Here is a 22,214-nt window from a genome sequence, read left to right as displayed (position 1 = left end):
GGCGGCGCCAACACTGGCGGCGCGGCCACCGGCGGCGTGGGCGGCGCGGCCACGGGCGGTGCGGGCGGCGCGGTGGCGGTGAGCGCCGGCACCTTCAATATGTCCAACGCCATGAGCAGTGTCGGCCAGTCGGCCGCCGGCATCATGGTCGCTTCGCAGAACAGCGGCATGTCGTCGTTGATTCAGCAAAGCGTGAACGTGCAGTCCAACCTGAGCCTGGGCCGCTAAGCATGAGGCGGGGCGCTTGCGTCCCGCCTTTCGTACAAAGGAGGAGATGTATGCAGATAGCTTTCATCCTGGCTGCCGGCGTGGCGCTGGCCGCGCCGGTGTTCGACAGTGAGCCGGTGGACGACCAGCGCCTGGCCGCGCTGCATGCCGGTGCGGACACGGTCAATAACGAGATGCGCGTGAATGGCGCCGTCACCGGCAACACCACGTCCAATGTCGTCAGCGGCGCCAACACCATCAGCAGCGGGGCGTTCAGCAGTGCCTCCGGCCTGCCGGTGGCGATACAGAATTCCGGCTCGAATGTGCTGATACAGAACGCCACCATCATCAACATTCACATGCAATGAAGATTATCCCTTTACTGATGCTGGCCTGCCGCGCCCATGCCACCGACCTGCCGGCCGTGGATGGCGGCAGCTACGCGCTGCACGTCACCAGCCTGAAGGAAGCGCGCTTCCGTACCACGGTGCGCCAGCATTTCGATTTCAGCTGCGGCTCGGCGGCGCTGGCCACGCTGCTGACCTATCACTACAACACGCCGGTGTCCGAGCAGGAGGCGTTCAGCGCCATGTATGCGCAGGGCGACCAGCAGAAGATACAGCGCGAGGGCTTTTCGCTGCTGGACATGAAACGTTATCTGGCGCAGCGCGGTTTTACCGCCGATGGCTTCTCGCAGCCGCTGTACAAGCTGGCGCAGGCGCGTCTGCCCGCCATCGTGCGCATCGCGGAAAACGGCTACTGGCATTTTGTCGTCATCAAGGGCGTGGACGAGCAGCGTGTGCTGATCGGCGATCCGGCCGGCGGCACGCGCGCCATGCGCCGCGCCGAGTTTGACGCCGCATGGCCGGACCATCTGCTGTTCGTGATTCACGAGTGGCCCGGCCAGCCGGGCTTCAACCTGGCGTCCGACTGGAGCGTGGCGCCGCGCGCGCCGCTGGGCGAAGCCATCAACCGCGCCAGCCTGACCGATATCACGCTGCCCAAGAACGGCGGCGGCAATTTCTGAAAGGAGGGGCCGCATGCGCACGATGTTATGGAGTTTGCTGCTGGCCTGCGCGGCGGCACAGGCCGATCCTGCCGAGGCCTGGCTGGCTGTCGACGACAGCCAGCTGGAGCAGGCGCGCGGCGGTTTCGATGTGGGCAACGGCATGCTGGTGTCATTAGGTGTCGAACGTTTGGTTTCGATCAATGGCACTGTTGTAGCAAACACCCATTTTTCCATCCCCGATATGACACAGTTGAGCGCTGCGCAAGCGCAGGCGGCCAGTGACGCCATGGCCGCCGTGCTGGTGCAGAACAATCTCAACCAGCAGGCCATCCGCACCCAGACCACGATCGACACCACGGTCGCCAATCTGGCGTTGCTGCGGGCCGTCAATTTTGAAAGCGGTCTGCGCGACGCACTCAGTCGCGCGGCAGGCAAATAGGGGAAAGCAGATGCAAGCAAACGCAAAGTGGCTGGCCGCAGCAATGCTGGCCAGCGGAACCGTCATGGCCGAGCCGGAGCAAGTCGGCACGGCGCCGCCGCAGGACAGCCGGCCGCCCGCCGTGGCGCCCTTGTTCGAGCAGCCGGGCGTGCTGACGCCGCGCGGCAAGTTCGTGCTGGAGCCGTCGCTGCAATTCGGCTATTCGTCCAGCAACCGCGTGGTGCTGGTGGGGTACACGATTATTCCGGCGCTGCTGATCGGGCTGGTGGACGTGCGCGAGGTCAAGCGCAACACCACCACCGCCACCATCACCGGCCGCTATGGCCTCAGCAACCGCGCCGAGCTGGAATTGAAAGTGCCGTATGTGTACCGTTCCGACTCCACCGTCAGCCGCGAGATTTTTACCGGCACCGGCGTCGACCGCGTGTTCGATACCAGCGGGCGCGGTATCGGCGATGCGGAGCTGGCCTTGCGCTACCAGCTGAACGAGGGCGGTGCGGACCGGCCATACTATGTGGCCGGGTTGCGCTTCAAGTCGCGCACCGGCGACGATCCGTTCAGCGTCGTCACCGATTGCACCAAGCGCTGCGTCGGGCCCAACGCCAGCGGCACCGGCCTGCCGCTGGAACTGCCGACCGGTTCCGGTTTCTATGCCTTGCAGCCCAGCCTGACGTGGTTGTACTCCAGCGATCCGGCGATTCTGTTCGGCGGCGTCAGCTACCTGTACAACTTCAAGCGCGACAACGTCAACCGCCGCGTGCTGGGCGGCGAGCTGGAACCGCTGGGACGCATCGAGCCTGGCGATGTGATCGGCTTTAACTTCGGCGTCGGCCTGGCCCTGAACGACCGGGCATTGATCAGCTTTGGCTACGATCACAGCTCGATCGCCCGCACGCGCCAGAACGGCGTGCCGGTGGCCGGCTCAGTGCGCACGCAACTGGGCACGCTGCTGACCGGTTTCTCGTACCGCATCAGCGACCGGCGCACCGTCAACATCGCGGTCGGCGCCGGGCTGACGCGCGACACGCCCGATGTGCAACTGTCGTTCCGTTTGCCAATGACGTTTTAACGAACTTCTTGTATTTGAGGTATTGTAGTGCTCCTGACAATTTCTAAAATAGGGGAGCCATGAGCACACGTACTTTGACCGTCATTGCCGCGCTGCTGGTCAGCGCCGCCGCACAAGCCGGCGCGCCCATGGCCCGGTTCCAGGCGCCGGGCTTTTATCGCACCACGCTGGGCGACTTTGAAATCACGGTGCTCAACGATGGGACGCTGGATCTGCCGGTGGAAAAACTGCTCAAGCAGCCACCGGCCAAGACCATCGCCGCGCTCGACAAGGCCTTCCTGAAAAGCCCGGTGCAGACCTCGGTCAACGGTTTCCTGATCAACACCGGCAGCAAGCTGGTGCTGATCGACACCGGCGCGGCCAGCCTGTTCGGGCCGACGCTGGGGCAGTTGCTCAACAATTTAAAGGCGTCCGGCTACAAGCCGGAGCAGGTCGACGAGATCTACATCAGCCATATGCATGGCGACCATGTGGGCGGCCTGGCGTCCAATGAGCAGCGCGTGTTCCCGAACGCGGTGGTGCGGGCCGGGAAGCTGGACGCGGATTACTATCTGAACCCGGCCAATCTGGACAAGGCTTCCGCCGACGCCAAGGATAACTTCCAGGGGCCGATGGTGTCGATCAACCCCTACGTCAAGGCCGGCAAGTTCCAGCCCATCGTGGCCAACACCGAGCTGGTGCCGGGGATTAAATCCTATTTCAATGGCGGGCATACGCCGGGCCATATCACTTACGTGGTGGAGAGCAAGGGACAAAAGCTGGTGCTGCTGGGCGACCTGCTGCATGTGCAGTCGGTGCAGTTTGAAGATCCGGGCGTCGGCATCCAGTTCGATACCGACAGCAAGATCGCGACCGCCGAGCGCAAGGAAGCGTTCGCGGCGGCGGCCAAGGAGGGTTACCTGATCGGCGCGCCGCACCTGTCGTTCCCGGCGCTGGGCCACGTGCGGGTCAACGGCAAGGGCGGCTACGTGTTTGTGCCGGTGGCCTACACGCAACCGCGCTAAGACATCAGGCCAGCGCCGGATAGTCGGTATAGCCTTCTTCGGTGGCGCCATAGAAGGTTTCGGCTTTCCATGGATTGAGCGGGGCGTCGGTTTTCAGGCGCTCCACCAGATCCGGGTTGGAGATGTAATCCTTGCCGAAGGCGATGGCGTCAGCGTTGCCGCTGTCCAGCACGCGCTGCGCCACCACCTTATCCATTTTCTCGTTGGCGATGAACACGCCGCCGAATTCCTTTTTGATCAGCGGCGCCAGGCTGTCTTCGCCCACCGCTTCACGCGCGGCGATGAAGGCGATCTTGCGCTTGCCCAGCTCGCGCGCCACGTAGCCGAAGGTCTCGGCCGGATTGGAATCGCCCATGTCGTGCGAATCGCGGCGCGGCGCCAGGTGCATGCCGACGCGGTTCGGACCCCAGACTTCGATCACGGCATCGGTCACTTCCAGCATCAGGCGGGCGCGGTTTTCGATCGGGCCGCCATACTGGTCGGTGCGCTGGTTGGTTTTATCTTGCAGGAACTGGTCCAGCAGATAGCCGTTGGCGCCGTGGATCTGCACGCCGTCGAAGTCGGCTTTCCTGGCGTTTTCAGCGGCCTTCTTGTAAGCGGCCACCACGCCGGCCAGTTCGGCCGTTTCCAGCGCGCGCGGCACCGGATACGGACGCTGCGGACGCAGCAGGCTGACGTGGCCCTGGGCCGCGATCGCGCTGGCCGACACCGGCGCCTCGCCGTTCAGGAAGCTCGGGTCCGAGATGCGGCCCACGTGCCACAGCTGGGCGAAGATCACGCCGCCCTTGGCGTGCACGGCGGCGGTGACTTGCTTCCAGCCTTCCACCTGCTCATCGGACCACAGGCCCGGCGTGTCGGCGTAGCCCACGCCTTGCGGGGTGACGGCGGTGGCTTCGCTCAGGATCAGGCCGGCAGTGGCGCGCTGCGCGTAGTACCTGGCCATCAGCGCGTTCGGCACGCGGCCGCCGCCAATCGCGCGGGCGCGGGTCAACGGTGCCATGACGACGCGGTTTTTCAGGGTGATATCGCCAATGGTGATGGGATCGAACAAGGTTGGCATGGTGATGTTCCTTATAGTTGCATTTGATCGATGAAAGCCTGGATGAGGGCTTCATCACGTTTGAAATAGTTCCACTGGCCGACGCGCTGCGAGGTCACCAGCCCGGCCTTGACCAGCACGGCCAGGTGGGCCGACATGGTCGATTGCGACAGGCCGGCGCGGCGGTCGATCATGCCGGCGCACACGCCCAGGCTCAGCGGGTGCTGCTGCTCTGCAAAAAATACCTCGGGCTCCTTCAGCCACGCCAGAATCTGGCGCCGCGTGGGATTGGCGAGGGCTTTGTGGATCGCGTCTATGTCCATGGTGGGCTATATGTATCGTGTTTTTCCGATTTCAATATCGCCATCTTACGATATAAAAGAAAAACGTGCTGGCGGCCAAAAAATCCTTTATGTTATTGGAACATTGTTGGAAATCTAACGAGGGTCGTATGTCGAGTCATTATCTGGATGTGGCGGTGGGGCTGTCTTACACTTTCCTGGCGGTGAGCCTGCTGTGCAGCGCCACCCGCGAGGCGATCGCTTCGCTGTTCCAGACGCGCGCCAAGGTGCTGCTGGACGGCGTGCTGACCATGCTGCACGAATCGGCGGCGCGGCCGAAGGTGCGCGGCATCGTGCCGTCCATCCTGCGCCTGCTGCGCGTGCGTGGCGGCTTCGGACTCGACAAGCTGGGCGCGCAATCGCTGACCGCCGAGGTGATGCGCCATCCGCTGATCACCGGCATGGCGCAGCAGGGGCGCATGCCGTCGTATATTCCGTCGACGATCTTTGCGCGGGCGTTTGTCTCCACGCTGAGCGCGAAATACGGCAAGGGGCCGACGGCGGCCGCGCTGCTCAACAGCGTCGGCAACGAGGGGTTGACGCGCACGCTCTTGGCCATCATGGGCGATGGGCCGGACGACGAGGCGGCGCTGGAGAACGCGGTGCGGCTGTGGTACGACACAGTGATGGAGCGCATCAGCGGCTGGTACAAGCGGCGCTCGCAGTTCGTGCTGTTCCTGGTCGGACTGTTTTATGCGTGCGTGATGAATATCGACGCGCTGCAATTGTCGCAGCGCCTGTGGAATGATTCCGCGCTGACCGCGCAGCTGGTGCAGAAAGCGCAGGCCGCCAAACCGGCGGCCCCGCCGGCCACCGAAGCCGCGCCGCTGGAGCAGGCCAAACAGGGCAAGGCGCAGGCCGATGTGCTGCAAGCGCTGCCGATAGGTTGGCCATCGGCGCGCTTTGAGGGCGTGAGCGGCGTGTGGCCGTTCACCGTGGCGCTGACGTTCGCGCTGATCGGCTGGATCGCAACGGCGTTTGCCGCCTCGCTGGGATCGCCGTTCTGGTTCGACGGCATCGGCTGGCTGCTGGCCCTGCGCGGCACCGGCGCCAAACCGGCCGCGGAGACCACGGCGCCGCCGCCTGTCGTCACGCTGCCCAGCCTGAGACGCTAGTGAGCTTGAAGCGTGCTTCTTTGCGCAGCGAAGCCAATCCAATATTGGCTCGGGTCGTAGTCTGGAATCTGTTCAAACAGCAGTTTGCCAAGTATCGAATCAAGCTCTTGTGCTTGATTTTCGGACGTGTTGAGCAGTAACGTGCAGAGCACGATGCTATCTTGAAGATCTACCTCGCTATGTATGCCGCTCACAACGACCCGATACTCTGCCGCCAGAGAGAAGGCAAGGTGGTTGCACTTGACCATCAAGGACTCAGGTACTCCATCGCAGGACTTATCTACCCACATTTTTGTGGCTCCCGAATAGACTTTGATCCTTGGATTATAGATAGAGTTGAACGCATTGGTGATACAAGAACCACGGCAGCGCAACTGTGTTGATTACGCTGCCGAACTTGTGGAGTCAGTTTATCGCTCAGGTTCGTTTCGGATTTCTGGACCACCGGAGACTATTTTGTACTGCTCGGGTTTGAGTTCCTCGATGCCAGAAGCTGCAAGGGGAGAGGCCTGCTTCTTCAATTGTGGATGCCTGGCAGAAGACTGTTTCGCATCTTTGGTGAAAAATGGAATACGCATACTTGATTTCCTAAAAAAGGTTTTTGGGAACAGGGCAGTACGCGAATCAGTCTAGCAGGCTCTTGTGGCAATCGCAATAATATGGTTGCGCCAAGGTTGGTCGTTGCATAATGAGAGGCGCTACAGTAGCATTGGCTTCGATGACTGCGGACGCATTGCTGCGTCTATTTTTTTTGCTTGTACGATGAAAGAGCCTGATGAGTCGATTATTTCGGCCAGAAGCTGTGGCGCATAAAAACCAGCGCTTGCATGGCACGGTGGTGCTGGCGAATACGTGGTCGCACGTCGCGCTGACCATTTTCTTTTGCGCCATCGTTATCGCGTTGATCGTCTTTGCCTGCTACCACGGCTTCACGCGCAAGGAAACGGTTGATGGCGTGGTGGTTCCTGACCTCGGTGTCATTCGCTTGGTCGCGCCCCAGTCTGGCGTGATCACGAGCATCCAGGCCAAGGAGGGCGATCTGCTACAGGTCGGCGCCCCAGTATTCGTGCTGACCAGTGAGCGCACCAGCGCGAAAGGTGCTACCCAAGCTGCCATCAACGACGCGTTGTCTTCCCGCATGGCGCACCTGAGCCGTGAGCTTGAACAGCAAAGCATACAGAGTGGGAATAAGTCCCAAGAGATCAACCAGCGCCTCCTGAACCTCAACGTCAGCCTCAAGCGTCTGGACACTGAATTGGCTTTACAACGCCGTAAGACGGACATCCTGCGCGACTTGTCCGCGAACTTGAGCAGCCTCGCCACGGAAGGTAGTGTTCCAAAAAACGCCGCCAGCCAAAAAGCTGCGGAGTTGATCGAGCAGGAGTCGCGGGTTTCCGCTCTTGAAGGCGAACGTTTGAGTATTCAGCGAGATATTGAGGCGCTCACCGCCTTGCGTAGCGACTTGCCATTGCAGAGCGGCCGTGAAGCCTCGTCGCTCAAGCGGAGCATGGAGGAACTCAAGCAGCAGGCCAGCGAAAACGAAGCCAAGCGCCAGATCGTCGTCCGCGCCGACGCCAGCGGCAGGCTGGCCGGCATTGTTGTCGATCAGGGGCAAGCTGTGTCCGGCGAACAGCGCTTGGCGAGCTTGCTGCCGAAAGATAGTCAGCTGGAAGCGGAACTGTACGTCCCCACGCGTGCCGCCGGCTTTGTGCGCCCCGGTACCAAAGTCTTGCTGCGTTATGACGCGTTCCCGTATCAAAAATTTGGTCAATTCAATGGCCAGGTCCGCGAGGTATCGATGACAACGATATCCTTGGCGGAATTGAAGCCGGCAGCGTCAGCCGAGCCGGTCTACCGCGTGCGTGTGAGGCTGGATAAACAGGATCAGCCGCAAACCCTGAAACCGGGTATGCAGTTGTCCGCCACGCTGGTCCTTGAACGGCGCACGTTGATGGAGTGGATATTCGAACCGTTGCTTGGCATTTCTGGCCGCTTATGATGGAGCCGCATTGAATGGAAGGTATAGCACTGCATCGCAAGGTGCCGATTTATTTGCAGACCGAGGCCAGCGAGTGCGGGCTGTGCAGCCTGGCGATGGTGGCCGATTATCACGGTTATCGCACCGACCTTGCCTCGCTGCGCTTGCGCTTCCCAATCTCGCGCAAGGGCGCGACGCTGGAAAGCCTGATCCGCATTTCGCAAGCGCTGAAATTGGACAGCCGGCCGGTCAAGCTGGACATGCACAATTTGCCGCAACTGCAACTGCCGTGCATCATTCACTGGGATATGGATCACTTCGTGGTGCTGGTGTCGGTATCGAGTCGTCGTGCCGTGATCCACGATCCGGCGATTGGTCTGCGCAGCTTCACAATGGCCGAGTTCAGCAAGCACTTTACTGGAGTGGGGCTGGAATTGAGTCCTTCCACTGACTTTGCACCAGCAAACCAGAAGCTGCAATTTACGCTGCGCGGCTTGATGGGACACATTGTCGGTTTGAAGCGGGGGCTGATACAAATCCTGTTGCTGGCATTGGGACTGGAGGCTATCTCGATAGCGCTGCCGTTCTTCCTGCAATGGGTGGTCGATCATGCGCTGCTTTCAGCCGACCGGGACTTGCTAACCACACTGGCTTTAGGCTTCGGCCTGCTGATTCTGGTACAGGCGGCGATTAGCGCCGTGCGCGGATGGTTTGTTGCCGCCATCAGTACCCAGCTTAATTTCCAGTGGCTCGGCAATGTGTTTGGGCACATGGTCAAGCTGCCTCTGGAGTATTTTGAAAAGCGCCACGTTGGCAACATCATGTCGCGCTTCGGCTCCATCACCTCCATTCAAAAAACCTTGACTGGCGGCTTCGTGCAAGCGGCGGTGGATGGCGTCATGGTGGTGGGGACGTTTGGCATGATGCTGATGTACAGCCAGCGTCTCGCCTGCATTTCGCTGATCGCGGTGGGGCTGTACGGCCTGATGCGCTGGGCCTTGTTCCATGGTTTACGGACCGCGACCTCCGAGCAGATCATTCACGCCGCGAAGCAAACCACGCACTTCTTTGAAACTGCCAATGGCATACAGAGCGTGAGGCTGTTCGGCAAAGGGGAGCAGCGTCGTGCGGGTTGGTTGAATATTCTGGCCGAACAGTTCAACGCCGAACTGCGCATCAGCCGAATTCGCATCAGCTATGAAACAGCCCAAACCTTGCTGTTCGGGCTGGAGCGCATACTCATCGTGTGGCTGGCGGCATTGGCGGTATTAGACCGTTCCTTCACCACCGGGATGCTGTTTGCGTTTGTCGCCTACAAGGACCAATTTTCCACGCGGCTGGCGGCACTGGTCGATAAGATCGTGGAATTCAAGATGCTGAAGTTACATGGTGAACGTGTCGCGGACATTGTGCTGGCACAGGTGGAGGAGGCTGGCCCCCACGATGCCGACGAGGTCGACATCGATGAATTATTACCGAGTATTGAATTGCGGGGCGTCTCTTTTCGCTACTCGCCCACCGAGCCTTATGTCTTTGAGAATATCGATCTGAAGATTGAAGCGGGGGAGAGCCTGGCGATTACTGGCACCTCGGGCGGAGGAAAGACCACCCTGGTGAAGGTGATGCTGGGCTTGCTCGCCCCCACGCATGGTGAGGTACTGGTGGGCGGCCGGCCTATCCACCGCGTCGGTCTGACCACGTACCGGAATATGGTTGCCACCGTAATGCAGGAAGACCGCCTGTTCTCTGGCTCTATTGCGGAAAACATCAGCTTCTTCGATCCACTACCGGAATGGAAGCGCATCAAAGAGTGCGCTCGGCTGGCAGCAGTGGATGTGGAAATCGACAGTATGCCGATGGGCTACAACACCATCACGGGCGATAGCGGCGTGGGTATTAGCGGCGGTCAGAAACAGCGCATCCTGCTGGCACGAGCGTTATACAGGAAGCCGCGCATTCTGGTGTTGGACGAAGCGACCAGTGAACTGGATGTTGACAATGAAAAAAGCGTCAACGCCACGGTCCGGGCGATGGGATTGACGCGCATCGTCGTGGCTCACCGTCCCGAGACGATTGCCAGTGCCGAGCGCGTCGTCGTGCTGAAAGCGGGACAACTGGTCGAAGTGAGCGAGCCAACCTTGGCGCCGCGCGCTAGGATGCCGGCTTAGTGCCCTCGCGCTCTGTGCACTTGGCGGATTGAATTGCGCGTTCGGTGATGCCATCTATACGCTTGATGGCTTCTGGCGTGCAGGAGGCGCTATTGATCGTGTGCAGCTGCGGTTTGCTATGCATCTCCTTATAACCGGTGAAGATGAGCCCTGCCGCCGCGCAGGCCATGAGTAGCCAGTTGATCCTGGTCTGCATGTTCAGGCGGCGAAGTGCAGGGCGAGACCAATGGCGGCTGGCAGGGTCTGGATCAGAAGAATGGAACGCTTGACGGTAATGCCGCCCCATACCCCGGCTACCGCCACGCAGGCCAAACCGAAGACCGTGAAGGCCGAGGCGATGTTTGCGTCGGGGTGCACGAAGCCGACCACCAGCGCGGCCACCAGGAAGCCGTTGTAGCAGCCTTGATTCGACATCGCTGGCTGGACGATCTCTGCTTTCTCTTTACTCAGGCCGAACACGCGGCGGCCGCGAGAATTGAACAATACTGTTTCCAGCAAAACGATATAGACGTGTATCAGCGCCACCAATGCGGTGACGATTTGTGCTGCTAAAAGCATGGCTCTCCCCGTTTTTAATAATGTTGAACAAGCATTATCGCCTGACCACGGCTGCTGCGGCTAGAGGCGCGGCACCAATTTTGGCGCAATGCGGTTAAAACGCCGGATTGACCCGCGCGAGGTAGTACCACTCGCTGTTGGCGCTGGCCACGTTGTCAGGGAACAGGATGCGGCCTTCGTATTCGGCTAGCACCGGTGTGCCATCGGCGCGACGGCCGATTTCTTCGCCTTGTTTTACTGGATCGAAGCTGGACCAGTTGCGGCTGAACGTGTCGTCGGCATGCTGCTTGTCGTAGACCGTGACCATGCTTAGGGCCTCCATGTTTTCTGATGCGATCGGTGCTGGCGAGGGGGCGTCGATCAGGCCGAGGAAAGCCAGTGTGTTGAGGATGGCGCGGTAGGCCACTTCCGGGGCTTGCGGATCGTTGTGCTGGCCGCATTCGAGGGTCAGCGCGTAGCCTCCGGTGGAGCGCATGTATTCGGTGGTGCCCATGCCGTAGCGCAGGACGGTTTGCAGTTCGCTGCTGCCGCTCATGCGACGCTGCACGCCGGCGCCATAAGTGCGCAGCCAGCCGTCGACGAAACGGCGTACGCCGAGACGACGCGCCAGTGCGCGTTCTTGCTCTTCGTGCTGGAATGGTTCGAGCGGGCCGTCGTTGTTGCGCGGGCCGACCATCACGAATGGTTCGCTGGCCGCGTTAAAGGAATGCAGATCGAGCAGCACCTCATGCCGCGCGAGAAGAGGGCAGAGCCAGTTGGCTAGGCGATCCTCAAAATCCTGTGGATTCGAATTCGGGAGCAAATTGCGGTTCAGGTTACGCTCACCGGCGCGCTCGCCCTTGGCATATGCCAGCGGATTGGTCACCGGTACAAAGGTCACGCTACCTTGGCGGATCAGCAGTGCGTCGGCATTCAGCTCCTGCATCACGCGCTGGATCGCCTTGGTACCACAGGTCTCGTTGCCATGAACGGCACCGGTGATAATCAGGTTTGTTCCGGCATGCTCACCGCTGTACTGATGAGAGATGAAGTGCATGTTATTTGCAAATGGAAGATCCGGTGCGGGTAGCAACGCACCGGATATTGCCATCCTAGACCTGGGGATCGTTTTTAACTTGCGGACCACCCGCGACAGCCCTCACTTCGGCCGGAACCAGGATCTCGATTTTGGAGTCCGATGTTGGAAGCGAGGTAGCGTTTACAAGCGGAGTTTCCGATGGTTGTTTATGAGTTGCGAACAGCGATAAGGTCATTTTCATTTGTAAGCTCCTGTTGTGTAACATGTTTGTGAGAATGTGATTTTTTGCTGTGGGCGGGGCCACTTCAACTGCCGCCGTAGCGGCTTTGCTCGTGACTTTTATCGTTGCGGATCATTCTGAATTACGGACCACCTACGATTGCCGTCATTTCGCTAGATACCAACACTGCAAACTTAGGTATCGAGCTAATTAGTATGCCACGATTACGATTTCTTATGATGCTAATTACTGTTCCGGTTCGTTCTGAACCTGAGGATCATGCGAGAAGGATACACCTTCCGAATCTTTGAAATTCAGAGTAATGTTAAAGGTCAGTTTTGCCGTATTTGCGTCACTGAAGGTCAGCTGTTTTCCGCTGCGACTCACGGTAGCAGGACTCAACTGGTCGTTATGGGCCGGATCAACCGTCATGCCAGTAAACGTAACGTTTTTGCCACCACTGTCATAGATTTGATAGTTGATAACGGTGTCGACTTGAGTAACCCAAGGAACAGCGGGCGCGGTTTTAACAAGATATTGACCTGGTTGAGCACCAGGCTGGACTTTAACTAGGATATTGATGAATGGCGTTGATGCGATAAGTTTGCTCATGGCTTTACTTTCTTAGGTGGGTGGTATGAAAGGTAATGTAAATAGGACGGGTCCCTGTACTGCATTTGCTCTAGCAATTTCTCTTCGTTTACGACCTGATCCCGTTTATTGAGGCAGATATGTGCCTTTACCCAAGGCGCAATTACATGAAAATCCATACTGCTTTTAACCAGTGGTAATAGCAAGTCTTGAACTTGTCTACAGTACGAATGGGCTGTAACCTCATCCTTGGCTTCTTGGAACTCCGCACCTAATAACAACGCATCGGCTAGGGCGCGCGAAATGGCGAGATCTGCTGGGGCGGCTTTATGTAATTGCCGCAGTTTGGCCACAGCCTCATTGAGCATTAATTCGGCCTGCAGGGTTTTATTTTCACGCATCAGCAGCGATGCGCGACGTCGCTGTACTGACGCCCCAAGCATTTGGAGGTTAAGCTTCTTCGGTTCCAGTTGGCTCAATTCCGCAAAATTCTTCTGTAACTTGTTTAAGCGCCCGAGGGAAGAGGCCGCTGGTTCTTTACTTTCCGTTTCAACCATACGCCATTCCATCGTGTGTAGATTTCTTTGCCAAACCCGGTTGCTGGTGTCTTTGTCTACGATGATCTGAAGTAGTTCATGTGCACGTTTGGCGGCATCATGGCTGGCGGATAGATCTCCGCAGGCTTGCCGTAGCTCCGATTGGTGTGACCATGCATACGACAGACGACTGATCCATAGAGTGTCGCTGGGATAGGTCATATGCAGAGATTCCAGCAACTCTAACTCTCGATCGTATCGTAACCGCGCCTCAGCCAACTTCCCTAATTGCATTTCTACGCTTGCTTGCCAAGATAGGCTGTCGGCCAAATCAGAAGTTAGTTGCTTGTCGCCGACTTTTTTTGCGTAAGCCTTTGTCTTCAATTCGACTGATAAGGCAAACTCTTTCTCGGCCCGATGTATATCGCCGCTGCGCAAAGAAAGCGTCCCCAGACTGTTGTGCGCGTAGGATTGCTCAATCCAGCCATTGACATCATCCGGTGCAGCATCAGCAAAGCGGTTCGCATAGTCGCGATATTCTTCGAAGTAATGTCGTGACTTATCCCATTCCTTTTGATCCAAATGGATTTGGCCTAGCCAGAAGGCATTTTCACCGGCGATTTTGAGTAGCGGGGTGTTTTTTGGTAAGGACTTTAGCTGGTTCTGAAGTATTCCTCGTCCGGCCAGCAAAGCGGTATTGGCGCCGATTGGATCGGCGCGTGCCAGCCGTACCTCCGAAATTAACTGCAGTGATTTGGCTCGTTGGGTAAGCGTTGTATCGTCATTGGATTGTGTTGTATTAGATAAGTAGGACAGCGCACGATTACTAATGCTGTCCAGTAGATCCAGCTTGCCCAAGGGGCGTAGCTTGTCCGCGAACTCGCCCAGCATGTAGCCCATCAAGTCCTCGGCTTCTGCACGATGAGTCTCAGCTTGCGTTTGCGCGGATCGTGCAGTGAGGCCGAGAGCGGCGGCGAGGATGGCCAGGCTGGTGACCACGATCATCACCCCCAGCCGCACGCGCTCGCTGCGGCGTTCGCTTTGCAGGGAGGACTGGATGAATTGCTGTTCCTGCGGTGTCAGGCTCAGGCTGCTGGTGGCCAGCAGTTGGCGCGCCTGGTTGGTCTGGGTGCCGGAGGGCAGCAGCATGTCGCGCTTGCTGCCGCTGTCGTGCCAGCGCCGCGCCTGTGCGCTGATGCGGCTGCGCATTTGCAGCGCCTGCCGGTGTTCCTCGATCCACGCCACCACGCGCGGCCAGCGCCGCAACAGGGCTTCGTGCGCCAAGCCGAAGGCCGGGGCGCCGCCCTGCAAATCGCTGACGAACAGGTGGGCGTCGACCAGCGCCTGCACCAGCTTATGCTCGGCCTCGTTGTGCAGGGCCGACCACGGCACGCGGCGCGAGCTGACCGTGGTTTCATCTTCCGCCACCAGCACCAGCTGCGACAGCACATGGGGCAGGGCGGCAATCTGCGCCGCGCCCAGGGCGGAAATCACTTGCTCGGCGCGCGCGCCGATCGCTCCTTCCAGGCCGCCCATGGCGTGGAAGGCGGCGTGGCTCAGTTCGCCATCGGCGCTGCGCTGGCGGTACAGCTCTTGCAGGCAGTATTGCAGCAGCGGCAGGCTGTCGGCGCCCGAGAGCGCGGTCCGGCACAGCAGCTCGTCCAGGCCTTCGCCTTGCGCGTCGATGGTGTAGCGCAGCTGCGCCACCTGCGCCGGGTGGCGCACGATCTGGCCGATGTCGGCGCTGCCGGGCGGCGTCAGGTCGTAGTGGCCGCCGTTCAGCTTGAGGTTCATCAGCGCCGGGTAGGAGGCCAGTTGTGGGTAAAAGTCGTTGCGGCAGGCCAGCACCAGCTGCATGCAGCAGGAACGCGCCAACTGGTCCAGCACGTTGATGAAGGCGGCCCGCTCGCCATCGTTCACATGCGGCAGACGGAACACGGCTTCGAAACGGTCGATGAACACCAGCAGCCGGATCGCCGGCAACTGGCGTTGCAAGTGTTCGATCAGCAGCGGCAGGTCGTGCGCCAGGCGCTGGGCCAGCCCCGCCGCGCTGATGTTTTCAAACAGAAGCTGGCCGTCGACCTCGGCGTCGAGCAGCACGCTGGCCAGGGTTTCCAGCAGGCCGGACTGGCCCATGTCGGCGCAATCGAGCTGGACGTGGTTGCTGATGGCGATGCCGGATTCGGCCGGCGCGGCGCCCGCTTTCAGCGCCGGGATCAGGCCGGCCTGCACCAGCGAGGTCTTGCCGGCGCCGGACGGGCCCAGCACCAGCACCATGGCGCAGGCGGCCTGCGCTTGGGCCACCACCACCTGCACCAGCTGGTCGACGCTCAGCTTGCGGCCGAAGAAGATGGCCGCGTGTTGTTCTTCAAATGCCTCCAGCCCGCGGAAGGGCGAGGCGTGCAGCCAGCTGCCCTGGCTGACTTCATCGTCGTAGCTGAGCTCGGCCAAGAGGCGGTAGCCGCGCTTGCGGATGGTTTCGATGTAACGCGGTTCGGTGGCCGAATCGTCCAGCGCGCGCCGCAGCTGGGTGATGATTTTGTGGATGGCGTTGTCGCTGGGCGAGATGTCGCCCCAGCAGGCATCGAGCAGCGTTTCGGCCGAAATCACCACGTGCGGATGGCGGCACAGGTACAACAAAACGTCCATGGCCCGCGGTTCCAGCTGCCGGTTGAGCACCCCGCAACTGAGCGTGTTGGTGGCGGGGTCCACCCGCCATTGGCCGAAACGAAAACTCTTGTGCTTCATCCTACCTCGAACATTTCTTTTCCAATCAATGACTTAATCGGCCTGAAGGTTTTCGGAAGGCCAGCTGGAGGGCGCCCCGGTAAAGTCATCGTTCAGAAAATACTAACACTATCCTGAAAGAAATAGTTGAACATTTACCACGGAGTGCCAATGACTGTTTTAACCGGCGTGAAAGCACCGTTTGAACTGACGCAGTACGCAATAGCAATCAAACAACAGGGGATCGACTTCGTGATCCGGCATTACAGCCATCAGGCGGGCAAGAGTTTGTCGCTGGCCGAGGCGCGTGCGCTGACCGATGCCGGGCTGCAAATCGGCGTGCTGTGGGAGGCGGCCGACGGGCATCTCGGTTATTACAACCGGGCCCAGGGTTGCGCCGACGGGGCGGCGGCCTATCTGATGGCGCAGTCGGTCATCGCCCAGCCGTCCGGGTCGGTGATTTACTTCGCGGTGCCGGAGGTGGCCGGGGTGGAGGGGGCGGCCAGCCGCTATTTCGAGGGCATCAATCAGGCCTTCCGGGCGGCGGCGCCGGACGAGCGTCAGTATCAGGTGGGCGTGTACGGTTCCGGCGCCTGCTGCGACCGCATGGTGGCGCGCGGCCTGGCCACGGCCTGCTGGCTGGCCGATGCGGAGGACGGCGACTACCAGGATTACAGCCTGCGTCAGCAGGCGGGGGCGGTGCTGCCGGTGGATGACGGCCAGCGCATCAGCGTCGGCGTGGCGCGCACCAGCGCCGCGCGGCCGGCCGGCCTGTTCCGGGTGCTGTGACGATGAATATCTGCTTCACCGAGACGCCGTCGCGTAAAACGGTCAAGCCGTCGCGGACCATCTTCCTGAACAATGTCGGGCAGGACGTGACGCTGAAATTCGTCACCGCGCCGGACCACGTGCTGGCGGCGTACGCGATCAGCACCGGCATCAGCGCCGCCATCGATTACATCCGCATGGGCGAGACGGATTTTTATTCCTGTCACAGCCAGAATGTGGTGATCCCGGGCGGCAGCACGGCGGTGCTGTCGCTGTCCAACGGCGTGCTGACCATGACTGTTTCGGCCGCCTAACCCATCTCGATCACATCGAAGGGCGATTGGGTGGAGCCGAGGAAGGCCATGACGGCGCGGCCGCGGTCGCCAGGGTCGTGACCGCGGGTGGCGTCGACCACGCTGCGCAGGCCGGGGATGATCTCGCTGATGTGCGGGCTTTCATAGGCCTGGACCAGCAGCACGGCCAGCTCGGTGGCGCGGCCGCGGTTATTGCGCATGCGTTCCTCCAGCACCGCCAGCAGCGCGCGCTGCATGCGCGGGGTGGGGTTGTCGATGTAGCCGAACACCAGCGGCGTATTGCTGATCGCCTCGCACAGGCGTCGCTCGATGTCCTCGGGCTTCACATCGGAAGCGATATCGAAGTAAGCGCCATTCCAGCGCGTGCGCTCGTACGGGTGGCCGGGCGGGAAGGAATCGGCCGTCTCAAAGCCGAGCCAGTGGCTCAGGCGGCGTAGCCATGTCAGTAAGATTTCCATCATCCCGGCATTTTATCCGTTATGGAGCGCCTGAGTGCGGCGCATCAATATCTGGTTTTTATGTTCTGCATGGCTCCAAGGTGACAGTGGCCGAGTTGATCGGCGCGGGAACGGGGCTGGAGAAGCTGATTTATCTTGGGGCGTTGCGTGCATCGTTTTATGTGGGAGCGGTCGTGGGCAGCATCGCGGTGGCAACGGGGCGTTCCCTGGCTGGTGGCACGTCATTGTCTGATGTGCTGATGTCGGCGCGGGAGAACAATTTGCACCGGCCTTGGCTTGCCGGCGTGTTGATGCGGTGGCCCGGCATCTATCGGCCTCAGGTCAAATCGAGGAAGCACTATCGTCATGCCTGGGGCCAGCCATGAAGGACGGGTTCGCGCTGCTCGCGGCGGGATGTATTTTTGCGGTGCTGGCTTGGGCCTCCTGGCACTGGTGGAGCGAAGACATTAGCTTTGGGGTATTGGTGATTTTGCTCCTGGGGTATGCCGTCGATAATTATCAGTTGCGGTGGCAAGTCCAGCGTCTGCTCGCGGAGCGCGAAAAAAATGGCCGGGACTAGCCGGCCAAGGTTGGGAAGTGTATTCGGCAGCCGCAGGCGGGACGTCCCCGCCTGCGGCTGCTGTAACTTTTACGCCCGGGCTTCTTCGCCCAGTTTGCCGGCGCGGAAGTCTTCGACGGCGGCGAAGATTTCCGCCTGGGTGTTCATCACGAACGGGCCGTATTGCGCGATCGGCTCGTTCAGCGGCTGGCCGGCGATCAGGATGAAGCGGCTAGCTTCGTCCGTGCTGACGATGACGCCGTCCGCGCCTTTGGTGTTGGCCAGGATCGCCATGCGGCCCGACGCCACGGCCTTGCCATCCACGTTCACCGATCCGCGATAGGTGAAGAGGAAGGCGTTATGCCCTTCCGGCAGCACCTGGCTGAAGCTGGCGCCGGCGGGCAGATGCACGTCGAGGTACAGCGGTTCGGTCACTTCGCGCCGCACCGCGCCGTCCACGCCATGGCTGCGGCCTGCGATCACCTTGACCTTGGCGCCTTCGGCGGTTTCGAACACCGGCACGTCAGCCCCATTGAAGTCGCGGTACCACGGGTCGCGCATCTTGTCCTTGGCGGGCAGGTTCAGCCACAGCTGGAAGCCTTCCATCACGCCGTCTTCCTGCTCCGGCATTTCGGAGTGGATGACGCCGCGGCCGGCCGTCATCCACTGCACGCCGCCATTGGTCAGCAGGCCTTCGTTGCCGGCGCTGTCCTTGTGGCGCATGCGGCCTTCGATCATGTAGGTCACGGTTTCAAAGCCGCGATGCGGATGGCTCGGGAAACCGGCGATGTAATCGTTGGCCTGGTCGCTGCCGAAGTTGTCCAGCATCAGGAACGGGTCCAGGCGGCGTTGCAGCGTTTGCGTCAGGACACGGTTGATCTTCACGCCCGCGCCGTCCATGACGGCCTGGCCGGTGATGATGCGTTCCACGCTGCGTGCGGTGTTTACTTGATCGGTCATGTCCTTCTCCTTGTTTATACCAGGATTGCGTTGATTTCCGCCTCGGCCTGGGCTTGCGCCTTGGCCACGGCTTCCGGCCCCATGCCCAGACCTTCGGCGAACACGTATTGCACATCGGTCAGGCCCACAAAGCTCAGGAACATCTTGATGTGCGCCAGCTGGGTGTCGGTCGGACCGTCACGGTGCAGGCCGCCACGCGACAGGGTCACGTAGACTTTTTTGCCAGTCAGCAGGCCGACCGGGCCGGTTGGGCCGTACTTGAAGGTCACGCCGGCGCGGGCAATCGCGTCGAACCAGGTTTTCAGCTGGGCGGTGATGCCAAAGTTGTAGGTCGGCGCGCCGATCACGATCACGTCGGCCGCTTGCACCTGGGCGATCAGGGCGTCGTCCAGTGCCACGCGGGCGGCTTGTTCGGCGGTGCGCTGGTCGGCCGGGGTGAACAGGGCTTGCAGGGCAGGCTCGTCCAGTACCGGGTGCGGATCGGCGGCCAGGTCGCGGCGGCTCAGGGCAGCGGCCGGGTTGGCGGCCCGCAGTTTGGCGACCAGGGCATCGGCCAGGCGGGTCGATTCGGAACCGGTGCTGCGGGCGCTGGAGTTGATTTGCAGGATGTTCATGGCGTTGCTCCTTAAGTATTTGGTTGAGTGCTGCGTCGGTGGAGTCACTTTAATCGTTTCAAATACCATGCGGAAGCCATTAAAATGGATAACATTAATCCACCAATGGAACAATCATCATGGAAATCGATCCCGGAGACCTGCTTTTGTTCGCCCGCATCGTCGAATGCGGCAGTTTCAGCCTGGCGGCGGAGCGGGTGCAGTTGCCCAAGTCCACGGTGTCGCGCCGCATCACGCTGCTGGAAGGCAAGCTGGGCGAGCGCCTGCTCCAGCGCACCACGCGCAAGCTGGTGCTGACCGAGTTTGGCGCCAGTCTGCTGGAGCATGCGCGCAAGGTGGCGGACGAGACCGATGCGGCCGGTGCGCTGGCTCAGCACCGGCAGGGCGCGCCCAGCGGTTTGTTGCGGGTGTCGATGCCGGCCGACTTCGCCAACGTGGCAATGACGGCGGTGCTGGCGCGGTTCATGGACCGCTATCCGGGCATCTCGCTGGAGCTGGACTTGTCGCCGCGCCGGGTCGATCTGATGGCGGAGGGTTTCGACCTGGCCATCCGCATGGGCAATCTGCCGGACGACGCTTCGCTGGCGGCGCGGCGCATCACCTTCAGTTCGCTGGCGCTGTATGCCTCGCCCAAGTACACCAATCTCCGCGGCTTGCCCGAGCATCCGGATGACCTGTTCAAGCATGATTTGCTGAGTCTGCCGCCGCGCGTGAATGGGCTGATACGCTGGCATCTGCTGCGGGGGAAAACTTCGTGGGAGCGTGAGCTACCGGTGAGGTTGCTGGCCAATTCACCGGAGCTGCTGGTGCGCATGGCTGCCACCGGCATCGGCATCGGCGCTTCAACCGAGGCGATTGCGCGGCCGTATGTGCAGACGGGGGCGTTGGTGCGGGTGCTGCCCGAATGGGGCTTCCCGCAGGTGACGGGGTGGGCGGTCTTCCCGGGACGGCGGCTGATGCCGGCCAAGACCCGGGCGCTCCTCGATACGCTGGAAGCGGCCTTCGCAACGGGTGTTGCGGCCGGGCTGTGATTACTTTTTCAGCTGGGCCATTTCCTCGCCCAGCTGGACCGAGCCGGCTGGCTGCCAGGCCGGGTTGAATTTCAGCACATCCTTCTGGAACAGCATCACCACGGTGGAGCCCAACAGGAAACGGCCCAGTTCATCGCCTTTTTTCAGCACGATGTTCTGGTCGTCGTATTTCCACTCGGTGACTTGCGGCAGACGCGGCGGATTGACCACGCCGTGCCACACGGTGGCCATGCTGCCGACGATGGTGGCGCCGACCAGCGTCATCACGAACGGGCCGTGGGCGGTGTCGAACACGCACACCACGCGCTCGTTGCGGGCGAACAGGCCGGGAATGCCGCGCGCGGTGGTCGGGTTGACCGAGAACAGCTCGCCCGGCACATAAATCATGCGGGTCAGCTTGCCGTCGATGGGCATGTGGATGCGGTGGTAGTCGCGCGGGCTCAGGTAGAGATTGGCGAAGCTGCCGTGCTGGAATTGCGCGGCCAGCCTGGCATCGCCGCCGACCAGGGCGGTGGTGCTGAACTGGTGGCCCTTGGCCTGGAAGATCTGGTCGTTCTCGATGTCGCCGAACTGGCTGATGCGGCCGTCGACCGGGCAGATGTAGGCGGCGTCGGCCAGCGGGCGGGCGTCCGGGCGCAGGGCGCGGGTGAAGAATTCGTTAAACGTCTTGTAATTGGCGATATTCGGATCGAGCGCTTCGTCCATATTGACGTTGTAGCGGCCGACGAACCAGCGGATCAAGCCGGTCGTATATTTACCGGCCTTGGCGCCGGCGACACGGCCGGCGAAATTGGTCAGCGCGCTCTTCGGGAGCAAATATTGCGGCAAAACGGCAAGACGATCGGACACGGTAGTAAATCCATACAAATTAACGATCGCGCATTATAGCGTTGTATCGAAAGAAAACAGCTAATTTACCCCTTGCGGGCAATAGCGCAGATGATGACCACATTCTCGTGGGACTAGCCGATTATTTGGTATTGCTGCGCTGAGGCGGCTTGAATCTGGAATTGGTGTAGTTCGTTTGCGCCGGGGAAGGTGTCGATGCCGGGCAGGCACAACGGCTCCCAGCCATAGCGATATGCGAATTCATCCCAGCTATGTCCCTGCGCGCTGATTGCTGCCAGCGAATCGAGGATGTCGACCGATTGCCGGGCTCCCAGACTGGTCAAACTATCACGGAAACGCAAATCGGCATCGAAGTCGAACTTAATCAAGGCCGTCCTTGATCTTTTGTTTCAATATCGCTATTTCACGCGCGCAGTCTTCGGGTGTGGCTGCTTTCACCTTGCCGGAGGCGAGTATTTTACGGTGCAGGGTGAGGTCGAAATCGGGCGGGAGTTGAAAGGGGGTCATGCGGGCACCGCCCAGGATTGCCGGCCGGTCGTTGGTGATGTAGGTCGAGGATGGTTTCAGTTTGCGGTTCATGGCGTGCCTCCTGATTCTTCAATTATGCGCGTATATATGAATGCGGATTTGATAAAAAACAGGGCATAATGCGGGAGTTCACTC

26 protein-coding genes and 2 pseudogenes are annotated in these 22,214 nt (G+C 60.5%); 14 read left to right on the top strand and 14 right to left on the bottom strand.

Annotated features, from left to right (window positions below; all coding sequences use genetic code 11):
* From GM676_RS24255 to GM676_RS24230, 6 genes and pseudogenes are all read left to right on the top strand, one after another.
* Window positions 1-228: pseudogene (locus tag GM676_RS24255) on the top strand (hypothetical protein); the annotation flags it as partial.
* 50 nt (window positions 229-278) lie between these two features.
* Window positions 279-575 carry a hypothetical protein gene (locus GM676_RS24250; protein ID WP_229262844.1) on the top strand — a complete coding sequence of 99 codons (297 nt, stop codon included), beginning with the start codon at window positions 279-281 and terminating at the stop codon, window positions 573-575.
* A complete protein-coding gene (locus GM676_RS24245; RefSeq protein ID WP_155466738.1) occupies window positions 572-1,234 on the top strand; it encodes a C39 family peptidase in 663 nt (220 codons plus the stop codon). Before GM676_RS24250 ends, GM676_RS24245 begins: the two co-directional genes overlap by 4 nt.
* A gap of 13 nt (window positions 1,235-1,247) precedes the next feature.
* The gene (locus GM676_RS24240) at window positions 1,248-1,655 is read left to right on the top strand and encodes a hypothetical protein (RefSeq protein ID WP_155466736.1); all 408 of its coding nucleotides are present in this window, start codon (window positions 1,248-1,250) and stop codon (window positions 1,653-1,655) included.
* 73 nt (window positions 1,656-1,728) lie between these two features.
* Window positions 1,729-2,724 (top strand): annotated as a pseudogene (locus GM676_RS24235) (acetate kinase); the annotation flags it as partial.
* Window positions 2,725-2,783: 59 nt separating this feature from the next.
* Window positions 2,784-3,728, top strand: coding sequence for an MBL fold metallo-hydrolase (locus GM676_RS24230; protein ID WP_155466734.1), 945 nt, complete (start codon window positions 2,784-2,786; stop codon window positions 3,726-3,728).
* 4 nt (window positions 3,729-3,732) lie between these two features.
* Here GM676_RS24230 and GM676_RS24225 read toward each other — a convergent pair whose 3' ends face one another.
* On the bottom strand, window positions 3,733-4,788 hold the full coding sequence (locus tag GM676_RS24225; RefSeq protein WP_155466732.1) for an alkene reductase: 1,056 nt from the start codon (window positions 4,786-4,788) through the stop codon (window positions 3,733-3,735).
* Between the two features lie 11 nt (window positions 4,789-4,799).
* On the bottom strand, window positions 4,800-5,090 hold the full coding sequence (locus GM676_RS24220; RefSeq protein WP_155466729.1) for an ArsR/SmtB family transcription factor: 291 nt from the start codon (window positions 5,088-5,090) through the stop codon (window positions 4,800-4,802).
* A 128-nt stretch (window positions 5,091-5,218) separates the two neighbouring features.
* On the opposite strand from GM676_RS24220, the gene GM676_RS24215 reads away from it, so the two are divergent.
* Window positions 5,219-6,223 (top strand): hypothetical protein, encoded by a 1,005-nt coding sequence (locus tag GM676_RS24215; protein ID WP_155466726.1) that lies wholly within the window; start codon window positions 5,219-5,221, stop codon window positions 6,221-6,223.
* Here GM676_RS24215 and GM676_RS24210 read toward each other — a convergent pair.
* Window positions 6,220-6,513 (bottom strand): hypothetical protein, encoded by a 294-nt coding sequence (locus GM676_RS24210; protein ID WP_155466723.1) that lies wholly within the window; start codon window positions 6,511-6,513, stop codon window positions 6,220-6,222. The genes GM676_RS24215 and GM676_RS24210 overlap by 4 nt on opposite strands.
* A gap of 120 nt (window positions 6,514-6,633) precedes the next feature.
* Complete coding sequence (locus GM676_RS24205; protein ID WP_155466720.1) at window positions 6,634-6,801, bottom strand: hypothetical protein; 168 nt, start codon at window positions 6,799-6,801, stop codon at window positions 6,634-6,636.
* A 197-nt stretch (window positions 6,802-6,998) separates the two neighbouring features.
* On the opposite strand from GM676_RS24205, the gene GM676_RS24200 reads away from it, so the two are divergent.
* Window positions 6,999-8,222 carry an HlyD family secretion protein gene (locus GM676_RS24200; RefSeq protein ID WP_155466717.1) on the top strand — a complete coding sequence of 408 codons (1,224 nt, stop codon included), beginning with the start codon at window positions 6,999-7,001 and terminating at the stop codon, window positions 8,220-8,222.
* 14 nt (window positions 8,223-8,236) lie between these two features.
* Window positions 8,237-10,369, top strand: coding sequence for a peptidase domain-containing ABC transporter (locus tag GM676_RS24195; RefSeq protein ID WP_155466714.1), 2,133 nt, complete (start codon window positions 8,237-8,239; stop codon window positions 10,367-10,369).
* 198 nt (window positions 10,370-10,567) lie between these two features.
* On the opposite strand, the gene GM676_RS24190 is transcribed toward GM676_RS24195, so the two are convergent.
* From GM676_RS24190 to GM676_RS24175, 4 genes are all read right to left on the bottom strand, one after another.
* On the bottom strand, window positions 10,568-10,927 hold the full coding sequence (locus tag GM676_RS24190; protein WP_155466711.1) for a DUF1304 domain-containing protein: 360 nt from the start codon (window positions 10,925-10,927) through the stop codon (window positions 10,568-10,570).
* A 94-nt stretch (window positions 10,928-11,021) separates the two neighbouring features.
* Window positions 11,022-11,963, bottom strand: a complete 942-nt coding sequence (locus GM676_RS24185; protein ID WP_155466708.1) for a M14 family metallopeptidase — start codon at window positions 11,961-11,963, stop codon at window positions 11,022-11,024.
* Between the two features lie 448 nt (window positions 11,964-12,411).
* Window positions 12,412-12,777: a DP-EP family protein gene (locus GM676_RS24180; protein ID WP_155466705.1), complete on the bottom strand. Its 366-nt coding sequence runs from the start codon at window positions 12,775-12,777 to the stop codon at window positions 12,412-12,414.
* Window positions 12,774-16,040, bottom strand: coding sequence for an nSTAND1 domain-containing NTPase (locus GM676_RS24175; RefSeq protein WP_155466702.1), 3,267 nt, complete (start codon window positions 16,038-16,040; stop codon window positions 12,774-12,776). Before GM676_RS24175 ends, GM676_RS24180 begins: the two co-directional genes overlap by 4 nt.
* A 150-nt stretch (window positions 16,041-16,190) precedes the next feature.
* Between GM676_RS24175 and GM676_RS24170 the strand changes: the two genes are divergently transcribed.
* Both GM676_RS24170 and GM676_RS24165 read left to right on the top strand, forming a co-directional pair.
* Entirely contained in the window at window positions 16,191-16,808 is a 618-nt protein-coding gene (locus GM676_RS24170) for a glycoside hydrolase domain-containing protein (protein ID WP_155466699.1), read from the top strand.
* Window positions 16,809-16,810: 2 nt separating this feature from the next.
* Window positions 16,811-17,101 (top strand): hypothetical protein, encoded by a 291-nt coding sequence (locus GM676_RS24165; protein ID WP_155466696.1) that lies wholly within the window; start codon window positions 16,811-16,813, stop codon window positions 17,099-17,101.
* On the opposite strand, the gene GM676_RS24160 is transcribed toward GM676_RS24165, so the two are convergent.
* Window positions 17,098-17,562: a hypothetical protein gene (locus GM676_RS24160; RefSeq protein WP_155466693.1), complete on the bottom strand. Its 465-nt coding sequence runs from the start codon at window positions 17,560-17,562 to the stop codon at window positions 17,098-17,100. The two genes, GM676_RS24165 and GM676_RS24160, sit on opposite strands and share 4 nt — an antisense overlap.
* A gap of 83 nt (window positions 17,563-17,645) precedes the next feature.
* On the opposite strand from GM676_RS24160, the gene GM676_RS24155 reads away from it, so the two are divergent.
* Together GM676_RS24155 and GM676_RS24150 are read left to right on the top strand one after the other, a co-directional pair.
* A complete protein-coding gene (locus GM676_RS24155; protein WP_155466690.1) occupies window positions 17,646-17,924 on the top strand; it encodes a hypothetical protein in 279 nt (92 codons plus the stop codon).
* The gene (locus GM676_RS24150) at window positions 17,921-18,118 is read left to right on the top strand and encodes a hypothetical protein (protein ID WP_155466687.1); all 198 of its coding nucleotides are present in this window, start codon (window positions 17,921-17,923) and stop codon (window positions 18,116-18,118) included. The genes GM676_RS24155 and GM676_RS24150 overlap by 4 nt, the downstream gene beginning before the upstream one ends.
* A 69-nt stretch (window positions 18,119-18,187) precedes the next feature.
* On the opposite strand, the gene GM676_RS24145 is transcribed toward GM676_RS24150, so the two are convergent.
* Together GM676_RS24145 and GM676_RS24140 are read right to left on the bottom strand one after the other, a co-directional pair.
* Complete coding sequence (locus tag GM676_RS24145) at window positions 18,188-19,057, bottom strand: pirin family protein (protein ID WP_155466684.1); 870 nt, start codon at window positions 19,055-19,057, stop codon at window positions 18,188-18,190.
* Between the two features lie 14 nt (window positions 19,058-19,071).
* Window positions 19,072-19,671, bottom strand: coding sequence for an FMN-dependent NADH-azoreductase (locus GM676_RS24140; protein WP_155466680.1), 600 nt, complete (start codon window positions 19,669-19,671; stop codon window positions 19,072-19,074).
* Window positions 19,672-19,790: 119 nt separating this feature from the next.
* Between GM676_RS24140 and GM676_RS24135 the strand changes: the two genes are divergently transcribed.
* Window positions 19,791-20,702: a LysR family transcriptional regulator gene (locus GM676_RS24135; RefSeq protein WP_155466678.1), complete on the top strand. Its 912-nt coding sequence runs from the start codon at window positions 19,791-19,793 to the stop codon at window positions 20,700-20,702.
* Here the strand turns inward: GM676_RS24135 and asd are convergent, their stop codons facing one another.
* The 3 genes from asd to GM676_RS24120 form a co-directional block, all read right to left on the bottom strand.
* On the bottom strand, window positions 20,703-21,551 hold the full coding sequence (gene asd / locus GM676_RS24130) for an archaetidylserine decarboxylase (RefSeq protein WP_371866356.1): 849 nt from the start codon (window positions 21,549-21,551) through the stop codon (window positions 20,703-20,705).
* A 113-nt stretch (window positions 21,552-21,664) separates the two neighbouring features.
* Complete coding sequence (locus tag GM676_RS24125) at window positions 21,665-21,919, bottom strand: hypothetical protein (RefSeq protein ID WP_155466676.1); 255 nt, start codon at window positions 21,917-21,919, stop codon at window positions 21,665-21,667.
* Complete coding sequence (locus GM676_RS24120; protein WP_155466674.1) at window positions 21,912-22,130, bottom strand: hypothetical protein; 219 nt, start codon at window positions 22,128-22,130, stop codon at window positions 21,912-21,914. Before GM676_RS24120 ends, GM676_RS24125 begins: the two co-directional genes overlap by 8 nt.
* Between the last annotated feature and the right edge of the window lie 84 nt (window positions 22,131-22,214).

Source organism: Duganella radicis, assembly GCF_009720825.1.
Classification (GTDB): Bacteria; Pseudomonadota; Gammaproteobacteria; order Burkholderiales; family Burkholderiaceae_D; genus Rugamonas; species Rugamonas radicis.
Note: the sequence above shows the minus strand (reverse complement) of the source record. Positions and strands in the feature narration are given on the sequence as shown.

What these genes read in the sequence shown, in the direction of transcription:
- GM676_RS24210 (WP_155466723.1), bottom strand. Translation starts at nt 6,513, where the DNA reads ATGTGGGTAGATAAGTCCTGCGATGGAGTACCTGAGTCCTTGATGGTC.
- GM676_RS24120 (WP_155466674.1), bottom strand. Translation starts at nt 22,130, where the DNA reads ATGAACCGCAAACTGAAACCATCCTCGACCTACATCACCAACGACCGG.
- GM676_RS24170 (WP_155466699.1), top strand. Translation starts at nt 16,191, where the DNA reads ATGACTGTTTTAACCGGCGTGAAAGCACCGTTTGAACTGACGCAGTAC.
- GM676_RS24200 (WP_155466717.1), top strand. Translation starts at nt 6,999, where the DNA reads ATGAGTCGATTATTTCGGCCAGAAGCTGTGGCGCATAAAAACCAGCGC.
- GM676_RS24225 (WP_155466732.1), bottom strand. Translation starts at nt 4,788, where the DNA reads ATGCCAACCTTGTTCGATCCCATCACCATTGGCGATATCACCCTGAAA.
- GM676_RS24135 (WP_155466678.1), top strand. Translation starts at nt 19,791, where the DNA reads ATGGAAATCGATCCCGGAGACCTGCTTTTGTTCGCCCGCATCGTCGAA.
- GM676_RS24190 (WP_155466711.1), bottom strand. Translation starts at nt 10,927, where the DNA reads ATGCTTTTAGCAGCACAAATCGTCACCGCATTGGTGGCGCTGATACAC.
- GM676_RS24240 (WP_155466736.1), top strand. Translation starts at nt 1,248, where the DNA reads ATGCGCACGATGTTATGGAGTTTGCTGCTGGCCTGCGCGGCGGCACAG.
- GM676_RS24175 (WP_155466702.1), bottom strand. Translation starts at nt 16,040, where the DNA reads ATGAAGCACAAGAGTTTTCGTTTCGGCCAATGGCGGGTGGACCCCGCC.
- GM676_RS24250 (WP_229262844.1), top strand. Translation starts at nt 279, where the DNA reads ATGCAGATAGCTTTCATCCTGGCTGCCGGCGTGGCGCTGGCCGCGCCG.
- GM676_RS24165 (WP_155466696.1), top strand. Translation starts at nt 16,811, where the DNA reads ATGAATATCTGCTTCACCGAGACGCCGTCGCGTAAAACGGTCAAGCCG.
- GM676_RS24185 (WP_155466708.1), bottom strand. Translation starts at nt 11,963, where the DNA reads ATGCACTTCATCTCTCATCAGTACAGCGGTGAGCATGCCGGAACAAAC.
- GM676_RS24145 (WP_155466684.1), bottom strand. Translation starts at nt 19,057, where the DNA reads ATGACCGATCAAGTAAACACCGCACGCAGCGTGGAACGCATCATCACC.
- GM676_RS24140 (WP_155466680.1), bottom strand. Translation starts at nt 19,671, where the DNA reads ATGAACATCCTGCAAATCAACTCCAGCGCCCGCAGCACCGGTTCCGAA.
- GM676_RS24195 (WP_155466714.1), top strand. Translation starts at nt 8,237, where the DNA reads ATGGAAGGTATAGCACTGCATCGCAAGGTGCCGATTTATTTGCAGACC.
- GM676_RS24215 (WP_155466726.1), top strand. Translation starts at nt 5,219, where the DNA reads ATGTCGAGTCATTATCTGGATGTGGCGGTGGGGCTGTCTTACACTTTC.
- GM676_RS24205 (WP_155466720.1), bottom strand. Translation starts at nt 6,801, where the DNA reads ATGCGTATTCCATTTTTCACCAAAGATGCGAAACAGTCTTCTGCCAGG.
- GM676_RS24150 (WP_155466687.1), top strand. Translation starts at nt 17,921, where the DNA reads ATGAAGGACGGGTTCGCGCTGCTCGCGGCGGGATGTATTTTTGCGGTG.
- GM676_RS24160 (WP_155466693.1), bottom strand. Translation starts at nt 17,562, where the DNA reads ATGATGGAAATCTTACTGACATGGCTACGCCGCCTGAGCCACTGGCTC.
- GM676_RS24230 (WP_155466734.1), top strand. Translation starts at nt 2,784, where the DNA reads ATGAGCACACGTACTTTGACCGTCATTGCCGCGCTGCTGGTCAGCGCC.
- GM676_RS24180 (WP_155466705.1), bottom strand. Translation starts at nt 12,777, where the DNA reads ATGAGCAAACTTATCGCATCAACGCCATTCATCAATATCCTAGTTAAA.
- GM676_RS24220 (WP_155466729.1), bottom strand. Translation starts at nt 5,090, where the DNA reads ATGGACATAGACGCGATCCACAAAGCCCTCGCCAATCCCACGCGGCGC.
- GM676_RS24245 (WP_155466738.1), top strand. Translation starts at nt 572, where the DNA reads ATGAAGATTATCCCTTTACTGATGCTGGCCTGCCGCGCCCATGCCACC.